This window comes from Pelagibius sp., from assembly GCF_965249265.1.
In the GTDB taxonomy this organism is placed as follows: domain Bacteria; phylum Pseudomonadota; class Alphaproteobacteria; order Kiloniellales; family Kiloniellaceae; genus Pelagibius.
The window spans coordinates 2818107-2834471 of sequence record NZ_OZ252224.1 but is presented as its reverse complement, the minus strand read 5'-3'; the positions used below and the strand labels follow the sequence as shown (position 1 = coordinate 2834471).

General features: G+C 61.9%; 15 protein-coding genes. 1 reads left to right on the top strand and 14 read right to left on the bottom strand.

Annotation, left to right across the window (positions count from 1 at the left end; translation table 11 throughout):
• Window positions 1–443: 443 nt before the first annotated feature.
• Entirely contained in the window at window positions 444–1598 is a 1155-nt protein-coding gene (locus tag ACP146_RS13515) for a helix-turn-helix transcriptional regulator (RefSeq protein WP_422367286.1), read from the top strand.
• A 148-nt stretch (window positions 1599–1746) separates the two neighbouring features.
• Here the strand turns inward: ACP146_RS13515 and ACP146_RS13510 are convergent, their stop codons facing one another.
• From ACP146_RS13510 to ACP146_RS13445, 14 genes are all read right to left on the bottom strand, one after another.
• Window positions 1747–2787 carry a histone deacetylase family protein gene (locus tag ACP146_RS13510; protein WP_422367285.1) on the bottom strand — a complete coding sequence of 347 codons (1041 nt, stop codon included), beginning with the start codon at window positions 2785–2787 and terminating at the stop codon, window positions 1747–1749.
• A complete protein-coding gene (locus ACP146_RS13505) occupies window positions 2784–4184 on the bottom strand; it encodes an aspartate aminotransferase family protein (protein WP_422367284.1) in 1401 nt (466 codons plus the stop codon). The genes ACP146_RS13510 and ACP146_RS13505 overlap by 4 nt, the downstream gene beginning before the upstream one ends.
• Window positions 4181–4693, bottom strand: coding sequence for a GNAT family N-acetyltransferase (locus ACP146_RS13500; RefSeq protein ID WP_422367283.1), 513 nt, complete (start codon window positions 4691–4693; stop codon window positions 4181–4183). The genes ACP146_RS13505 and ACP146_RS13500 overlap by 4 nt, the downstream gene beginning before the upstream one ends.
• Window positions 4683–5624 carry a 3-keto-5-aminohexanoate cleavage protein gene (locus ACP146_RS13495; RefSeq protein WP_422367282.1) on the bottom strand — a complete coding sequence of 314 codons (942 nt, stop codon included), beginning with the start codon at window positions 5622–5624 and terminating at the stop codon, window positions 4683–4685. The genes ACP146_RS13500 and ACP146_RS13495 overlap by 11 nt, the downstream gene beginning before the upstream one ends.
• A 74-nt stretch (window positions 5625–5698) precedes the next feature.
• The gene (locus tag ACP146_RS13490) at window positions 5699–6730 is read right to left on the bottom strand and encodes an extracellular solute-binding protein (protein ID WP_422367281.1); all 1032 of its coding nucleotides are present in this window, start codon (window positions 6728–6730) and stop codon (window positions 5699–5701) included.
• Window positions 6731–6780: 50 nt separating this feature from the next.
• The gene (locus ACP146_RS13485; RefSeq protein WP_422367280.1) at window positions 6781–7638 is read right to left on the bottom strand and encodes an ABC transporter permease; all 858 of its coding nucleotides are present in this window, start codon (window positions 7636–7638) and stop codon (window positions 6781–6783) included.
• Window positions 7635–8531, bottom strand: coding sequence for an ABC transporter permease (locus tag ACP146_RS13480; protein WP_422367279.1), 897 nt, complete (start codon window positions 8529–8531; stop codon window positions 7635–7637). The genes ACP146_RS13485 and ACP146_RS13480 overlap by 4 nt, the downstream gene beginning before the upstream one ends.
• Window positions 8528–9646 (bottom strand): ABC transporter ATP-binding protein, encoded by a 1119-nt coding sequence (locus ACP146_RS13475; protein WP_422367278.1) that lies wholly within the window; start codon window positions 9644–9646, stop codon window positions 8528–8530. The genes ACP146_RS13480 and ACP146_RS13475 overlap by 4 nt, the downstream gene beginning before the upstream one ends.
• A 92-nt stretch (window positions 9647–9738) precedes the next feature.
• A complete protein-coding gene (locus ACP146_RS13470) occupies window positions 9739–10803 on the bottom strand; it encodes a P1 family peptidase (protein WP_422367277.1) in 1065 nt (354 codons plus the stop codon).
• Window positions 10804–10938: 135 nt separating this feature from the next.
• Window positions 10939–12270 (bottom strand): histidinol dehydrogenase, encoded by a 1332-nt coding sequence (gene hisD / locus ACP146_RS13465; RefSeq protein ID WP_422367276.1) that lies wholly within the window; start codon window positions 12268–12270, stop codon window positions 10939–10941.
• 16 nt (window positions 12271–12286) lie between these two features.
• Window positions 12287–13087 (bottom strand): ABC transporter permease, encoded by an 801-nt coding sequence (locus tag ACP146_RS13460; protein WP_422367275.1) that lies wholly within the window; start codon window positions 13085–13087, stop codon window positions 12287–12289.
• A complete protein-coding gene (locus ACP146_RS13455; RefSeq protein ID WP_422367274.1) occupies window positions 13084–14001 on the bottom strand; it encodes an ABC transporter permease in 918 nt (305 codons plus the stop codon). The genes ACP146_RS13460 and ACP146_RS13455 overlap by 4 nt, the downstream gene beginning before the upstream one ends.
• A 71-nt stretch (window positions 14002–14072) precedes the next feature.
• Window positions 14073–15176, bottom strand: coding sequence for an ABC transporter substrate-binding protein (locus tag ACP146_RS13450; RefSeq protein WP_422367273.1), 1104 nt, complete (start codon window positions 15174–15176; stop codon window positions 14073–14075).
• A gap of 28 nt (window positions 15177–15204) precedes the next feature.
• Window positions 15205–16314, bottom strand: coding sequence for an ABC transporter ATP-binding protein (locus ACP146_RS13445; protein ID WP_422367272.1), 1110 nt, complete (start codon window positions 16312–16314; stop codon window positions 15205–15207).
• Window positions 16315–16365 lie beyond the last annotated feature (51 nt).

Sequence of the window (16365 nt, the reverse complement as noted above, 5' to 3'; positions counted from 1 at the left end):
CGCTCGCAAGTCTTCCCGCACCAACCCAGGGTTGGCGCTACTTCTCTCTTTTGGCTGTGGTCCGGCTGCTTGAGGCATGCGATCCCTGCAATGATCGGCCGAGATTTTCTGGACATGTTCTGTCCTGTCCGCGGCTGAAATCTGTTCAGGATCAACACATGACACTGGACTTTTGAATTTAACTGCATACAAAGCGCGCCAAAACAGCTCGCGTGTAACGAGCGGTCCGACAGAGTCGGTAGAGCGGTTGTTGTGGTGCAGTTGGGTGCTCCGGCAGAGTCGTATCGAAGCCCAGTAGTGTAATGGGCATGGGTGCGGAATGCTGGATGGCACGCTGAAAGATCCAACAGAGTCTACGACCGAGATCTCAGAGCTTTCCCTCAATCGGGGCGAGAGGCGGTGAGCGGACTGCGCTTCACGAAGAATGGGGAGGCTTCCGCTACGTGTCACTTGATCCTGAAAGTTTTGATGGGGCGCTGGACCATGTGTATCGCGCAACGACGGGTGAATTGGATTGGCATGACGCGCTTCGGCGGGTGGCTTCCACATTCGATGCCTCTTGTACCGCTGTGGCCGTTGAGCGCTACAACATGGCGCAGGTCCGCTGCGACCCCTTGAACGTTGCCCCGATCCCGGAAACCTTTCATACCAGCATGTCGGCCTGGGATGGCCAACAGCTTTACTACACACACTATCACCGCCTTGACCCTTTCCGCGCAAAAGTCGGGCTCGCGCTAACACCTTCGGTGCTACGCATGCATGATGTCTGCGATGTGGTCGAATTCGCCCACAGCGAATACTATCAAGTTCTCTGCCGGCATATAGACTGCTTCCACCTGGGTCGTTTCACGTCACGGATCAATGCTGATGTCCAGCTCAGGGTGGTCATAAACCGGGGCCACAAGGCTGACCCTTTCGACGAGCAGGAACTCGCTCTCGTTCATGCTCTGGGGGGGCATATCGCCCGAGCCCTTCGCATTCAGCGCCAGGTAACACAGATGGGCGCAACACTGGCTGCCGCTCTGGAGGCGCTGGGCCGCAACGGACGTGCGGCCTTTCTCGTCGACCGTGACGCCAGGATCTGCCAGATGAATACGAAGGCGGAGGCGATCTGCGCTCTTGGCGATGGCTTGACCGCCCGCCACGGCCGTCTGGTTCCGCAGAGACCGGAAGCACAAAGGCAACTGCGTGCCGCACTTTCCTTTCAGCTCGGTGAAGGTCCGAAGACGGCACCCAAGGGGCCGACCTTCGTTGTAATGCACAGGTCTTCCGCACCAATGCCATACGTAGCGGAGGTGACGCCCTTTGCCTTCGACGTGTTGTGGCGTACGCCGGTCGCGGCGACAGCACTGATGACGATCGACGATCCGGATTCGCAACGTCCGGTCGTTTCGGAGATCGTGGCGTCGGCACTGAGCCTCACGCGAACCGAGGCGCGTGTCGCAGGGTTGTTGGCGAGCGCGCGCAGCGAGCGGGAGATTGCAACAGCCCTGTCCATCAGCCTCAACACGGTGAAGACTCACCGCAAGCGCATTTACGCCAAGCTTGGGATTACCAGCAGGCTGGAGTTGGTTTCAACCATTGATGCTTACCGCTAGGGTGCTTCCGGGGTGCCTCGGCTGTCCGGCAGCGTTGCCGGCAGAGCGAAGAACCCGGAGCCTGGATGCCGGACTTACCCTTCTGCAGTTTCTCGCAGGGCCCGACCTGCGACTTCGGCAGCGGTGAGCAGTGCTGGACGCTCTCGCGTCAGCCTGAAGATTTCATGAAGCCTTCCAGCGCCGACCGCAGGTTGGCACCCAGCGCGTCGCTGACATAGCCTCCTTCCTGGACGATGACTGTCGGGTGCTCCAAGGCGGCAATGTGCCCGGCAGCTCTGCCGAACCCCTGTGTTGTCAGCGCCAAACCGCGAAAGGGATCATCTTCGTGGGCGTCCAGCCCGAGCGCCAGAACCAAGGCGTCAGGGTCGAAGTCGGCGATGCGGTCGAGTGCGGTATCCAGCGCCCGCAGATAATCCTTGTCCGACGTCCCGCGTGGGAGTGGGATGTTGAAGTTGAAGCGCCTGCCTGCATTGGCGCCACCCTCGTCTTGGTAACCCCAAAAGAAGGGATAGAAGCGTAAAGGGTCCGCATGGATGGATACGGTAAGAACGTCGTCGCGAGTGTAGAAAATCTGCTGCGTGCCGTTGCCGTGGTGCACGTCTACGTCGAGGATCGCAACGCGTTCGAAGCCGCTGCGCAGCCGCTCGGCGGCGATGGCTGTGTTGTTCAAAAAGCAAAAGCCGCCGGCCAGGTCCGCAGAGGCATGATGACCGGGTGGCCGGCAGAGTGCATAGGCCGCTTCTTCCCCCTGCAGAACGAGATTGGCGGCATGGATTGCGGACTGTGCGCTGGCATAGGCGCTGATCCAGGTGTCACCGGTAATCGGGGCGGCGCCGTCCATGACATGGTAGCCTACCTGACCGACAGCAGAGGCTGGATAGCCGGGGATGGTCTCACCCTGCCGGAAAACCGGATGGAGGTTCGGCACCACTTCCTCCGGCGCCTCGGGGATGCGCTGCCAGCGCGCCACGATGGTCTGCAGAAAGGTGAGGTAGCGCGGATCGTGAACGGCCTCAATTGCTGCTTGACCGCTGTCCGGCGGCGTTTCTACAGGAAAGCCCAGGTCTTCTAGCGCGCTGAGCAGGATGTCGGCACGCTCGGGTGTTTCACGGCTCGGCTGCCAAGCGCCGTTCGAGACAAAGCGGCGCGCGTGGTAGCGTTTCTGAAGCGGGTCGAAGACGGCCTTCATATGCTGTGACGCAGCTCTGCTCCGGCTTGAATACCGCCTGTCAGGATACCTTCGTTCAACAACTCGTCGACGCAGTCGGTCAGACAGGCCTGGAGTTTGCTGCCGATCTCGCCGAGGAGCTCTTCGTCGGCATTCAATGGTGGGCCGATCATGACCCACTCGCCGAACTTCCCGTGACTGGTGCGGCGCGCATAGATGATGAGTCCGTGCTTCATCGCCAAGCGCGCAATGCGCTTGGTGATCTCCACTTCCAGCGGGAAAGGCCGCTTGGTGCATTGGTCCGCGACGACTTCGATGGCCATAAGCAGCCCCAGGCCCCGGACATCACCGACGATAGGGGAGTGCGCCATGATCTGCCTGAGGATCTCCGACAACTTGGGGCCCAAACGGGCCGCGTTTTGGATGAGGCTTTGGCGTTCCACTTCATCGAGTACCGCAAGACCCGTGGCGCAGGTCAGTGGGTTGGCGACGTAAGTATGGCCGTGCAGGAAGCCGCCGGCTGCAGCCACCAGTTCAACCAAGTCGCGGGGCGCCATCATCGCGCCAAGCGGCGTGTAGCCGGCGCCCAAGCCCTTGGCGAGGACCACAAGGTCCGGTTTCGCGTCACGCCAGTGATGCGCTGAAAGAAAGGCGCCGCTGCGCCCGGCGCCGCTCATCACTTCGTCGTAGATCAGCAACAGGCCGTGGCGCGAGCATATCCTTCGAACGGCGTTGTAGTAGGCCTCCGAAGCAACCAGGGCACCGGTCGCGAGGCCGCCAATCGGCTCCAGGATGAAAGCCAGGCAGGTCTCCGGACCTTCGCGCAGGATGGTTTGTTCAAGGTCCGCTGCCGCAGCTTCCTGCCAGCCCTGCGGCGTATAGCCTTCAGGGATCCGATATGTGAAGGGGGTCGCCACCTTCGGCATCTGCCGCATCATCGGGCCGAAGAGGTCGTCGATCTCTTCGTCACCGGTGACCGAGAGCGCGCCCAGCGTGGAGCCGTGGTAGGAGGGGTTGCGCGAGATCACCTTCCAGCGCTTCCGTTCGCCCCTGACCCAGGCGACCTGGCGGGCGAACTTCAGGCTTGCTTCTATGGCTTCCGATCCGCCGGAGGTGAAAAAGGCGCGGTCGTGGCCGGGCCCGCAGAGCTTGGCCAAGCGCTCGCCCAGGGCTTGATTGGCGTCGCTGACAAAGGCGGTGCGCGAAGCGAAGGTACAGGTGGCGGCCTGCCGGGCGATGGCTTCGACCACATGCGGGTTACCGTGTCCGATGTTGGTGACCACCGGTCCGCTGGCCGCATCGACATAGCGACGCCCGCTGCGATCCCAGAGATAGGGGCCTTCGGCCCGTTCGATATGGGGCAGGTCCACCGCTGGGGAGGCGGCGTAGAAGCTCTGGATAGCAGCATTGTCGGTCACGGCGCTTCTCCGGCCAGTCTCTCGAAGGCGGCCTCAGAAACCTGGCAGATAGCTTCGTCCTTCCGTACTTCCAGGCCGACATGGCGATAGAAGGCTGCTGCCGGGGTGTTGTCAGGGTCAACTGAAAGCCGCAGGTGGTTGCAGCCGAACTCGCGGCCCCGCTGCGCTGCTGCAGCGAGCAGCTTGCGGCCAAGTCCCCTGCCACGGAAATCCTCGATGACGTGGAGATCCTGCACGTAGACACCAAGACAGCCACGCCAGGTCGAGTAATTGTAGAAAAACAGGGTCATGCCGACGGCTGACCCGTCCGCTTCGGCAATCAATGCTTCGAAGCGGGGCGGATCACGAAAGCCGTGGCGCAGGATGTCTTCCAGGCTGCTGCCGCAGGTTTCGCCATCCTTCAGGGTGCGAACCAGATCGGCGAGCAGATCACGAATGATCGCCGCATCGTTGGCTTCGGCCAGACGGATCGAAATGGCGTCGATTGATGGATTTGTACTAGAAGCCAACCTGGTCTCCCCCTTTGAGTGCGAGCGCTGAGCGCGCTTCGTCAGGCGTGGCGATTCCAAAGCCCAGTTCTTCGACGACTCTTCGGATCTTGGAGACCTGGGCCGCATTGCTCTCTGCAAGCCGGCCGCGGCCGATGGTCAGACTGTCTTCCAGGCCGACCCTGACATTTCCGCCGAGGATCACGCCCATGGTGCCAAGCGGCATCTGGTGACGCCCGGCCGCCAGAACCGAGAAGCGGTAGTCGGACCCGAGCAGACGGTCGGCGGTATGCTTCAGATGAAGAAGCTGGTCGGGGTGAGCATCGATCCCGCCGAGCACACCGAGAACGAATTGTACGAACACCGGCGCACGGATACTGCCCTTGTCCAGGTAGTAGGCGAGGGTTTGCAGATGGCCGGTGTCGTAACACTCGAACTCAAACCGGGTGCCGGCCCCGTTTCCAAGTTTATCGAGAACGGTTTCGATGTCGGCAAAGGTATTCTTGAAGACGAAGTCTCGCGTTGACTCGAGAAAACCCTCTTCCCAGTCGTGCTGCCAGTTATTGTGCCGTTTGGCGAGCGGAAAGATGCCGAAATTCATCGACCCCATGTTGAGTGAGCACATCTCGGGCTTGGCGCGCAGAGGCGCTGCCAGGCGGTCATCCAACCTCATGTTGGCGCCGCCGCCGGTGGTGATGTTGAGAACGGCGTCCGTTGATTGCTTGATGCGCGGCAGAAAGCCCATGAAGACATCGGGGTCTGCGGTCGGCAGGCCGGTTTCCGGTTCGCGGGCATGGAGATGCAGGATCGCCGCCCCGGCCTCCGCCGCCATGATTGCCTGCTCGGCGATTTCAGACGGGGTCACCGGCAGATGCGGCGACATGCTCGGGGTGTGAATTGATCCGGTCACCGCGCAGGTAATGATGACTTTGCCGTTTGTCTGATCCGCCACTCTGAAACCTCGTGTTACGTGCTTCGAACGGTTCCTCCGGGGCAGGAACCCGGAGGAACCGTGTCAGGCTGCACCTACTTGAGCAACCGGGTCCAGACCTGATCCTGCAGTTTGATCGACTTTTCCGAGCAGGCGGGCACGAAAATGAAGGTGCGGTCGGATGGTGCGACAATCTCCGGCGCTGTTTTCAACTCGGCGGCCATGTAAGCATCGCTGCCTGCCACCGCGTTGGAATAACGGGCAAAGTTGGACTGGATTGCCACGTTCTCCGGCTGAAGCATGAAAGCCAGGAACTTGAGAGCGTTATCCTTGTTCTTGGCCCCGCTGGGCACAACCATCACGTCCATCCAGGTCAGTACACCTTCTTTAGGGTAGGCGTAAGCGAACTTCGCGTCTTGGGCCCGCAGCTTCAGGGAGCTGCCGTTCCAGTTTGAGTGGGCCTTGACCTCACCGGAGAGCATACGTTCGCGAAGCCCTTCGGACTGGTACATCTTCACGTGCTGTTTTTGCGCCTTGAGGACATCGAAGGCCGCCTGGAAATGAGCCGGATCTTCCGTGCAGAGGTCGTTGCCGAGGTAGGCATGGACCATCTTCACCACCTCGTCGGCGGAGTTGAACATGCCGATCTCGCCCTGCAGCTCCGGCGGCGGGTTGAAAAGGACTTCATAGGTGTGAATGTCACCGCCATAGGCGGAGGTATCGACGGTGAAGCCGGTGGTGCCCCAAAGCCAGGGAATGGAGTACTCGTTTGTCGGATCCCAGGGCGGTGACTGCCAGCGGCCTTCAAGGTTTGCGAAACCCGGTAGCGATCTGACATCGACGTTTTGGATCAAGCCTTCGGAAATCATGCCCGCGACAAAATTGTTGCCCGGAACCACGACGTCATAGTCGGCGCCGCCGGCCTGAAGCTTGGCCAGCAGGGTTTCGCTGGAATCGTAAGTGTCCAGCACCACCTTGATGCCGGTCTCTTTCTCGAATTTCTCGATCAGCTCCGGTGAGGTGTACTCCGCCCAGTTGGCGAAATTCAAAACGCCTTCCGCGCTGGCCGCCGAAGCGGCCAGGGCGATCGGTGCGGCCATGCCGGCCATTCTCAACAGATTACGCATATCGAACCTCCGCTGTTCAGTGGTTTTGAATTGTTTTTTGGTTGTAGGGATCATGGCGTCTTCTCCGAACGCCGCGCAATGAGCCATGACAGGCTTACAAAGATGAAGGAGATCAGCAGCACCAGGGTTGAGATCGCATTGATCTGTGGTGTGATGCCGATCCGGATCAGGCTGTAGATATAGATCGGCAGCGTCGTGGAGCCGGCGCTGCCGACCATCAGGGAAATGATGAAGTCGTCGACCGAAGTGATGAAGGCGAGCATCAACCCGGAGAGGATGCCAGGTGCCAGCAGGGGAAAGGTCACGTGACGGAAGGTCCGCCAGCCGTCGGCATAGAGGTCCTGGGCCGCTTCCTCGTAGACCGGGCTCAGACTGTCCAGGCGGGCCCGGATCGGCAAGTAGGCAAAGGGGATGCAGAAGACTGTATGGGCAATGATGATGTTCCCCAATCCCAGATTCATCCCGATCGCGGTGAAGAAGATCAACATGGCAATGGCGATAACGATCTCCGGTACGATCAGCGGCAGCAGCAGTGTGCCGAGGGCGATTTGGCTGCCCCGGAAACGGCCGCCCCTGGCCATGGCCAAGGCCGCCAGCGTCGCCAAAGCGGTGGCCAGGACCGACGCGATGCCGGCGACAATCAGCGTGTTCAGTGTTGCCCGTTGGATGTCGCTGTTGGCAGCGACCTTGGCGTACCAGTCAAGACTGAAGTGCGACCAGATGGTTGCGGAATTGCTGCCATTGAAGGAGAAGACGACCAGCAGCAGGATCGGCGCGTAGAGAAACAGGAAGAAGGCCAAGGTCGCGGCCGCGAAACCCGGAATTCTGCCGACCGAGAAGGCCGCCTTGGGCTTGCGAATGCCTTTCGGGGCGGGCGGTGATATCGGGTTGCCGGCGAGCTCGCTCATAGCTGCAGCTCCTCGCCGCGGCTCTGCCGCCTGGCCTGCCAAAGCAGAACCGCCAAGACCGCCGCCAGGAGGATTAGGGAGATCGCCGCGCCGAAAGGCCAGTTTCGCGAGGCGCCGAACTGGGCCTGAACCAGGCTGCCGATCATCAGGTGCTTCCCGCCGCCCAGCAAGGCCGGCGCGACGAAGGAGCCCAGAGCGGGCACGAAGACAAGGACAGCCCCTGCTGCGATTCCGGGCTTGGCCAGGGGCAGGACGACACGCCGCAGCATCGCCCGCCGGTTGGCGTAGAGATCATGTGCGGCCTCAATGAGACTGCGGTCGATGCGCTCGATCGCGGCGTAGATCGGCAGCACCATGAAGGGCAGGAAGGTGTACACCAGCCCGATGGCAATAGCGCCGTTGGTGTAGAGCAGGCGCAGCGGTGTATCGATGATACCAACCGCTTCCAGACTGTTGTTGATAAGGCCTTCGTCCCGCAGGATCATGATCCAGGAGTAGGTGCGGATCAGCAGGTTGGTCCAAAAAGGCACCGTTACCAGCAACAACAGGATGCCCTGGCGCGCCTTGGGTTGCATGGCGATGACATAGGCGACGGGAAAGCCGGCCAGCAGGCAAAGCAAGGTGGTCACGGCAGCCAGCAGGATGGAGCGCAGGACGATACGCGGGTAGGCGTCGTTGAAGACCAGTTCGCCGGTGAAGTCCTCTTCGAAGAGTACCTGAATGTAGGCGTCTACAGAAAACGCTGGGCGCACGCCGCCCCAGGGATTGGCCTCCATGAATGAAGCGACCGGCACCAGCAGCAGCGGCAGCACCAGGAATACGCCGATGGCGAGGAGTGCCGGCGCCAGGGTTGCGTGGCGCGCACGTGGGGACAGTCTGGCCGGATCGGTCACAGGTCCAGAACCCGAAGCGCCGCGGCCGGCAGGCTGACCCGGACTGCGTCACCTTCACGCGGAACCGTGTCTTCTGCTTCTACGTTGCGCAGACGCACCGTAATCGGCGCGCGGAGGGGGGCAACATCCAGCACAACACAGGTATCGGCGCCGAGGTATTCGATTTCCCGCACCCGGGCCGGAAACACGTTGGCGTTGTCTTCCAAGGCGGCGCCGTTCACCAGGCGGCAACTCTCCGGGCGGATCGCCACGGGAAGCTCCGCCGCGCCCGCATGTTCGGGGCGCAGGGGTTCGGCGAGGTGAAGATGTGCCGCTTCGCCGAGCGCAAGCCTATCGGGGGCCTTCGGTTGGCCCAGGATAATGTTGCTGTCGCCGATGAAGTCGGCGACGAAGCGGCTGCGCGGCCTCTTGTAGATGTCTTCCGGTGTACCGACCTGCAGGATGCGGCCCGCAGACAACACCGCCAGGCGGTCCGACATAATCAGTGCCTCATCCTGGTCATGGGTGACGAAGACAAAGATGATCCCGGTTGCTTTCTGCAGACGCTTCAGCTCCAGGCGCATTTGCTTGCGGAGCTTCAGGTCGAGGGCCGACAGCGGTTCGTCGAGCAACAGGACTTTCGGTTGATTGGCAAGGGCGCGGGCCAGAGCTACCCGCTGCTGCTGGCCGCCGGAAAGCTGTGAGGGGCGGCGGTCGCTCAGGCCCTCAAGCCTCACCAGCGCAAGCACCTCCTCGACCTTTCGGGCGACCGTCGCCGCCTCCAGGCGGCGCATCTGCATACCGAAGGCAATGTTCTCGCCAACCGACATGTGCGGAAAGAGGGCATAACTCTGGAACACGGTGTTGACCGGCCGGCGAAAGGGCGGCAGCCCCTGTAGCGGCTCATCGTCCAGCAACACCGCACCGGAGGTCGGTTGTTCCAGGCCGGCAATCATCCGAAGCAGTGTGGTCTTGCCGCAACCCGAGGGTCCGAGCAGGGTGAAGAACTCGTTGCGATGGATGTCCAGGCTCAGATCATCGACGGCATGCACCGCCGCGGCACCGGCGGCACCAAAGACTTTGGTTATGTTCCTGACAGCGAGCCCAACGCTGGGGGCACCCTCACGATCACCCATAATCGTCCCCAAGGATGGCCGAAAAGGGGATCTTAGAAGGGGATTTCGCCTATCGCCTAATCTATTCTAAGAATAGAGAACATTGATAAAATCTATGCCTTCATGACCGTGGTCAGCCGGTCCAGCGGTATGGCGTGGGAAATTCTGCCCTGCCGCCCGGTCATGGTCTCGGCGGTGCAGAGAGCGTTCCAGATGCTTTCCTCCGTTGCCTCGATCACCGCTTCGAAGATCCCGGCAAGGGCCATGTCCGGCAGGAAGCGCGCGCTGTGCAGGTGGTCGTGGGCTGCAACGGAATGGGCGTTGCCGGTGGAGAAGGCCAGGAAGATATCACCGCTCGCCGGGGCTGCGATACCGCCGGCCCGGGCGACCCCCATGCCCGCTCTCTGCGCCAGCCTTTTGCATTGATGCGGCAGAAGGGGAGCGTCAGTGGCGACGACGGCAATGATCGAGCCGTCATCGCGCGGCTTGGGCCAGGGCGGCGGCACCTCTTCGATGGGAATCGCTTGACCGATCGCGTGGCCGTCAAGGCGAAGCTGGTGGCGGCGGCCATAATTGGCCTGCACCAGCACCCCAACCGTCCAGGTTTCGCCCACAACCTCGGTCTGCCGCGATGCGGTCCCGATCCCGGCCTTGAACTCGTGAGCGTTCATGCCGGTGCCGCCGCCGATGTTGCCCTCTGCCACTGCTCCGCCGGCTGCGGCCCGCAGCGCGGCATGGACATGCTCCGGCCGCACCGCCAGTGCCAGAGGCTCGCTCAGCCAGCCGTCGAAAGTCTCGGCCACAAGTGGCAGGCAGAAGTCGACGTCGAAGCCTCCCTCCAGCTCATAACTGACCAGGCCCTCATGTGCCGCGCCGATGGAATGGGTTCCGGTGATGGCGATAGGACCGCACATCAGGCCGAACTCCTCGAGAAAAGCGAGTCCGGTCATCTCGCCGTTGCCGTTCAGCACATGGGCGCCGGCGAAGAGATGCCGCCGCCAGATCTCACCGTTTTCAGGCACCACCACGGTGACGCCGGATCGCACGACTTCGGGGTCGTCGCGAATGATGGTTTCATGCCCGACGAGCACACCGGCGACATCGGTTATGGCGTTCAGCGGGCCGGTCGGCAGATGGCCGATGGCCAATCCGAAATCTCTAAGTCGCATCCGCTTCATGAATTCAGCCTTCCTCGCGCCCGCATCCTGGATGCGGGTTCATATCATCTCCCGGCGCTGGCGGCTCCATTGAAATATCCAATGGTTATTCTCACCGCTGAACCGCCCCGGGCAGCAGGTTTGTGAGGTTCCGTTCTAGCTGGACGAATTGAAGGCCTTGGTCCGCATCTCCGACAGGGCGTTGCCATGGGCGTCAAAGCCTTCGTAGCGCGCGAACTTGAAGGCGTAGGGCGCCAACTGGTCATAGCCCTTCTTGGTGACATGACCGATGGAGATTCGCTTTGTGAAGTCGAAGACGCTGAGCGGTGAGCGGGTGCGGGCGGCGGCATTGGTCGGCAGCACGGCGTTAGGGCCGAGGACAAAGTTGCCGAGAGAGACGGCCGTATGCTCACCCATGAGGATCTCCCCGGCGTTGCGGATCATTCCGAGATATTGGTGTGGGTCTTTGGCCTGGATCTCCAGATGCTCGGGCGCGTAGTCGTTCACGAAGTCGATGGCGTCGTCCATGCTGTCGGTCAGCACGATACCGCCGCGTTCTCCGCAAAGGACGTCGGCGGAGAAACCGACCCGCTGGTCACTCATTTCCCGCCAGAAATCCGGCACCGCCGCCCGCGCCGCCTCGGCGACCTTGCGGGAGTTGGTGACGAGGTAGGCCGAACTGTCGGAGCCGTGCTCGGCTTCGATCAGCAGGTCGAGTGCACAAACCCGCCCGTTCGCTGTCTCATCGGCCAGGATGATCGCCTCGCTGGGTCCGGCGGGAATGCCCGGATCGATGCGGTCGGCCAGGACCCGCTTGGCCGCCACCACCCAGGGGCTTCCGGGGCCAACGATCTTCAGGCAGCGCGGCACGGTTTCCGTCCCGTAGGCGACGGCGGCCACAGCCTGGGCGCCGCCGCACTTGTACACTCTTTCGATGCCGGCCAGGCGGGCGGCCACCAAAGTCGCGGCGTCGATCTTTCCGTCCAGGCCCGGCGGGGTGATGATCACCGCCTCCGGAACCTGCGCGACCACCGCGGGGATCGCCGTCATCATGACCACGCTGGGGAAGGAGCCCTTGCCGCGCGGCACATAGCAGGCAACGCTGTCGATGGGCACGATGCGGTCGCCGGCGAAGACGCCGGGATGCATCTCCTTGAACCACATCTCCTCCGGCATCTGCGCTTCATGAAAGCGCCGTACGTTGTCGCTGGCGAAGGTCAGCACCTCGATCATCTCCCGGTCCAGCGCCTCGAAGGCCTGGTCGAAATCCTCGGGCGTTGCCGCGATGGCGTCGGGCTCTACCGGGCTTTTGTCCAACTCCCTGGCGAAGTGGGACAGTGCAGCATCGCCGTCGCTGCGCACCCGCTCGATAATGGGCTGGACCTTCTCGATAAAGGGCCCGAGGTCGGCCTCAGTCCTTTGCAGCAGAAGATGGCGCTTTTCGGCTGTCAGCTCCGACAGGATATGAAGGTTCACGTCTTTGGGCACAGTCCGGTCTCCGAACCTATTTTGAGCGAAGGAAGATTTCCAAACCGACGAGCCGGTCGAGCACCCAGACCGCGATGACGGCGATCAGGATATAGACCACAGACACGGCCGCCAGGTCGGGCGTGATGACGGAACGGATCGAGTTATAGATCTGCACCGGCAAGGTGACGATCCGTGAGTCGACAAGGAAGAGGCTGACCAGAAACTCGTTGAAGGCCAGTATGAACATCAAGAGCGCACCGGTGATGACACCGGGCATCACCGCCGGCAAAGTCACGGTGAAAAAGATCTGCACCGGCGCGGCGCCGCAGTTGGCGGCGGCATTCTCCAACTCGCTGTCCAAACCGTTTACCGAGGCGCTGACCGCCCAGATCATGAACGGCAGATTGATGATGCAGAGGGCCAGGCCGACCGGCCAAAGCTGGCCCAGGATGCGAACCTCACCGAAGACGATCAGCATGCCCAGGCCCGACACCACCAGCGGGATGGTAAAGGGCAGCAGTAGATAGACCTGCAGGGTCCGGCGGAAGCGGATGCGGTAGCGCACGGTCGCCAAGGCCGCCAGAGTGCCGACCGGCAGGGAGATCAGTGTGCAGATGAAGGAAACATAGAAGGTTCGCAGGAGGGCGTCCTGGAAGCTGTCGAGCTGCCACAGCTTTTCGTACCAGCGCAGTGAAAACCCCTCGGGCGGGAACTGAATGATCTCGCCGGCCGTGAAGGACGCACCAATGATGATGACGGTTGGAAAGCTGAGGAGGATGAGACTGAAGGCCACCAGCCCCCAGAGGGCGATTGCTTTGCTGCGGGGACCGCTCATTCCTCGGCCTCCGTCACCGCCAGGGTCCCGGTTCCCGCGATCATAAACATGAGCGCCACCAGGGCGCTGCCGATCAGGGTCAGCAGAATCGCCAGCGCCGCGCCCAGGCCGATGTTCGAGATCTGGAAGTAGCTGTCGTAGATGGCGTTGGCGATGAAGTCGGAGGTGCCGCCGCCCAGAATCTCCGGCATCGCAAAGTCCGTCAGGGTAAGGGTGAAGACCACCACGGAAGAGCCCACAAGGCCGGGCGTTGCCATGGGGATCACCACATGACGAAAGGTTTGCAGCCAGTTGGCGCCGAGGCTTTCGGACGCCAGTTCCACGTCTTCGCTGATGGCGGCGACGGCGGGGGTGAGCAGAAGGACCGCAAAGGGCAGCATGTACTGAACAAGCCCCAGGATGACCGCCGGGTAGTTGTAGATCAGGTCCAGCGCGGGCAGGCCGAGGCCGGTCAGGACACTGTTCAGAAGGCCCTGCTTGCCGAGGATGATGAGCCAGCCATAAGCCCGAACCACCTGGCCGATGAAGAACGGCAGGAACAGCGCGACCAGAAGAAACTTGCGGGTTGCCGCAGAAGATGTCCGCACCATCAGGTAGGCATAGGGAAAGGCCAGAAAGACGGTGATCACCGTGACGATGAGGGCGGCGAGCAGAGAACGCCAGAGGACCCGCAGATAAACCGGCCGGTCCAGGATCGTCTGGTAGTTCGTCAGGCTATAAGCCTCTTTCAGCCGATAGGTCGAGAGATCCAACTCGTGCAGGCTGAACTCCAGCATGTAGCCGAGAGCGATCACCAGGATGAAGACCAGAGCGACAGCGGGCAGCAAAAACAGATAGCCGTTCATGCCGTGCAGGCCGCTGGGCCAGACGACGGAAACGAAGCGGTCTGTGCGCTGCAGGATCGCGAGTGTCACGGATATGGATCCATCGAGGCGGAGACGAGACGGCCCCGGAACCTGGATCCCGGGGCCGGTCCCTGAGCGGATCAGCCTTGCATGATCTCGCTGAACTTGGCGAACCAGATCGGCTGGTTCTCGACCAGAATAGGCGAGGGGACGCTGACGAGCTTTTCGAAATCCGCCGGCGCGGTCGGATAGGAAGGATCGCCGGCAAGATCGGCCGGCGGCTCAAGGCCGGGGAACACCGGCGGCAGGCCGAGCAGGGAACACCATTTCTCCTGCGCTTCGCGGGTGACGGCGAACTCAATGAAGCGCTTGGACCAATACTCTTCATTCTCTGGCAGGCCCTTGGGAATCCACAGGCCGTCGGTGTCGACCTTGCAGCCTTCCTGCGGCACCGTCCATTCGACGTTGATGCCCTTTTGCTTTGCCGCCCGGGCGTTCACCGAGATGGTGCAGGCGATGTCGATTTCACCATTCTGGAACCAAGTGGTGAAGTCCGCATCTTCGCCCAGCAAGGGCTCGTTCTTCTTCAGGTCGCGGTAGAAGGCATAAGCCGGTTCCATGTTGCTCGGGATGTCGGCCGCCGTGCCGCCGCCGGCAATGACGGCGATGGGATTGAAGCCGATCCCGTCGTCATAGAGCGCGACGCGGCCCTTGAATTTCGGATCGAGCATCACCCGCCAGGACTTGGGCGGTCCGTCCGGGAAAGCCTCTGGCCGGTAGGCGCAGACATAGACATAGGAATAGGTGTTCACCAGGGGCCAACCGTCGATGCCGGTCGGCTTGGCGATGGACAGCAGCCCGTCCAGACCTTTCAGATCGCCAAGGTCGACGGTGGCACCGCGCAGGGCCGAGATGGTGGCGTTCGTGGTGGTGTCCCAGTTCACATGGATTGGGGGCACCCGGCCCTGGTCGACGGCGGCCCAGATCTTCGGCTTGATTTCGTTGTCCTCGGTGAAGTCCAGGCGCACGGGAATGCCCGTGGCAGCGGTGAAGGGGTCGGCGACGCCGGCCTTCAGTGATTCCCCCCAGGCGCCGCCCCAGGCCCGCACGATCAGCTCGCTCGGTTTTTTGGTGTGCCCATGGGCGAGGGCGAACTGTGGCAGGGCCAGGGCGCCAGCGGCGAGCGCCGATCCCTGCAGAAAGCGGCGGCGGTCGAAACCGAAGGGGGTGTTTTTATCTGACATCGAAGCCTCCTTGTTTATGACGGCGTTTTTATGGGTTGGTTGGAAAAGTCAGCATGTCCCTTGCGTTCCAGGCCAGCTTCAAAGCGCCTGACTGGCCGCGCTCGGCGTGGTGGGTGGGGTCATGGTCGAAGACGAAGAGCGTAGCATCGGCCAGCTTGGGAACCGTGACTTGGTAGACCATGCGATCCCCCTCGAAGATGCGCTGATCGACCTTGCCGGTGACCGTGTTGTCAAAGCGGCCGGCATCGTTCTCTTCGTCGTCGGCCAGAATCCGAATCTGCTCCGCCCGAATGGCGCAGTCGACAGAGGCGCCGGGGGGCAGCGCTTCACCGGCCCTTGCCCGCAAAGCCAGCTCGCCGACGCGTACGACCACCCCCTCGTCATCGACCCTTTCGATCGCGCCGCCGAAGAGCGCGGTAAGCCCGACAAAGTTGGCGACGAAACGGTTGGACGGCGCGCGATACACCGCCTCCGGGCTGTCGGACTGTTGAATGCGTCCGGCGTTCATCACGATGATCTTGTCGGACATCACCAGCGCTTCACGCTGGTCATGGGTGACGTTGATGGTGGTGACGCCCAACTCTTGTTGAATGCGCCGGAATTCGAGCTGCATTTCCTCGCGCAGTTTCTTGTCGAGCGCCGACAGCGGCTCGTCCAGCAACAGCAGGTCCGGGCTGAAGGACAACGCCCTGGCGATGGCGACCCGCTGTTGCTGGCCACCGCTCAACTGATGCGGCCGGCGTTCTTCATAACCCTGCAATCGAACCAGCTTCAGATACTCGCTGACGCGATCGGGAATGGTCTTCGGGTCGAAACCGCGCATCTTCAAGGGATAGGCGACGTTCTGGGCGGCGGTCATATGCGGAAAGAGCGCCAGGCGCTGGAACACCATGCCGATCGAGCGCTTATGGGGCGGGACATTTTCGACTTCCCCGCCGTTGATCAGGATCTTGCCGGCGTCCGGCTTGCTGAAGCCGGCGATCATGCGCAGCAGGGTGGTCTTGCCGCAACCGCTTGGGCCGAGGATGGTCAGGAACTCTCCCTTGGGCAGCGCCAGCGAAGCGTCGTCGACCGCGCGGAAATCCCCAAAGGATTTCGAGACGTCGCAAATCTCGACCATGCAGGCTGGTGCGGCCACTTCCCTGCCTTCCGGAACACAGAATTTTCGCAAGAACCAAAACCGTTGCAG

What these genes read in the sequence shown, in the direction of transcription:
- ACP146_RS13510 (WP_422367285.1), bottom strand. Translation starts at nt 2,787, where the DNA reads ATGAAGGCCGTCTTCGACCCGCTTCAGAAACGCTACCACGCGCGCCGC.
- ACP146_RS13485 (WP_422367280.1), bottom strand. Translation starts at nt 7,638, where the DNA reads ATGAGCGAGCTCGCCGGCAACCCGATATCACCGCCCGCCCCGAAAGGC.
- ACP146_RS13450 (WP_422367273.1), bottom strand. Translation starts at nt 15,176, where the DNA reads ATGTCAGATAAAAACACCCCCTTCGGTTTCGACCGCCGCCGCTTTCTG.
- ACP146_RS13475 (WP_422367278.1), bottom strand. Translation starts at nt 9,646, where the DNA reads ATGGGTGATCGTGAGGGTGCCCCCAGCGTTGGGCTCGCTGTCAGGAAC.
- ACP146_RS13490 (WP_422367281.1), bottom strand. Translation starts at nt 6,730, where the DNA reads ATGCGTAATCTGTTGAGAATGGCCGGCATGGCCGCACCGATCGCCCTG.
- ACP146_RS13470 (WP_422367277.1), bottom strand. Translation starts at nt 10,803, where the DNA reads ATGAAGCGGATGCGACTTAGAGATTTCGGATTGGCCATCGGCCATCTG.
- ACP146_RS13460 (WP_422367275.1), bottom strand. Translation starts at nt 13,087, where the DNA reads ATGAGCGGTCCCCGCAGCAAAGCAATCGCCCTCTGGGGGCTGGTGGCC.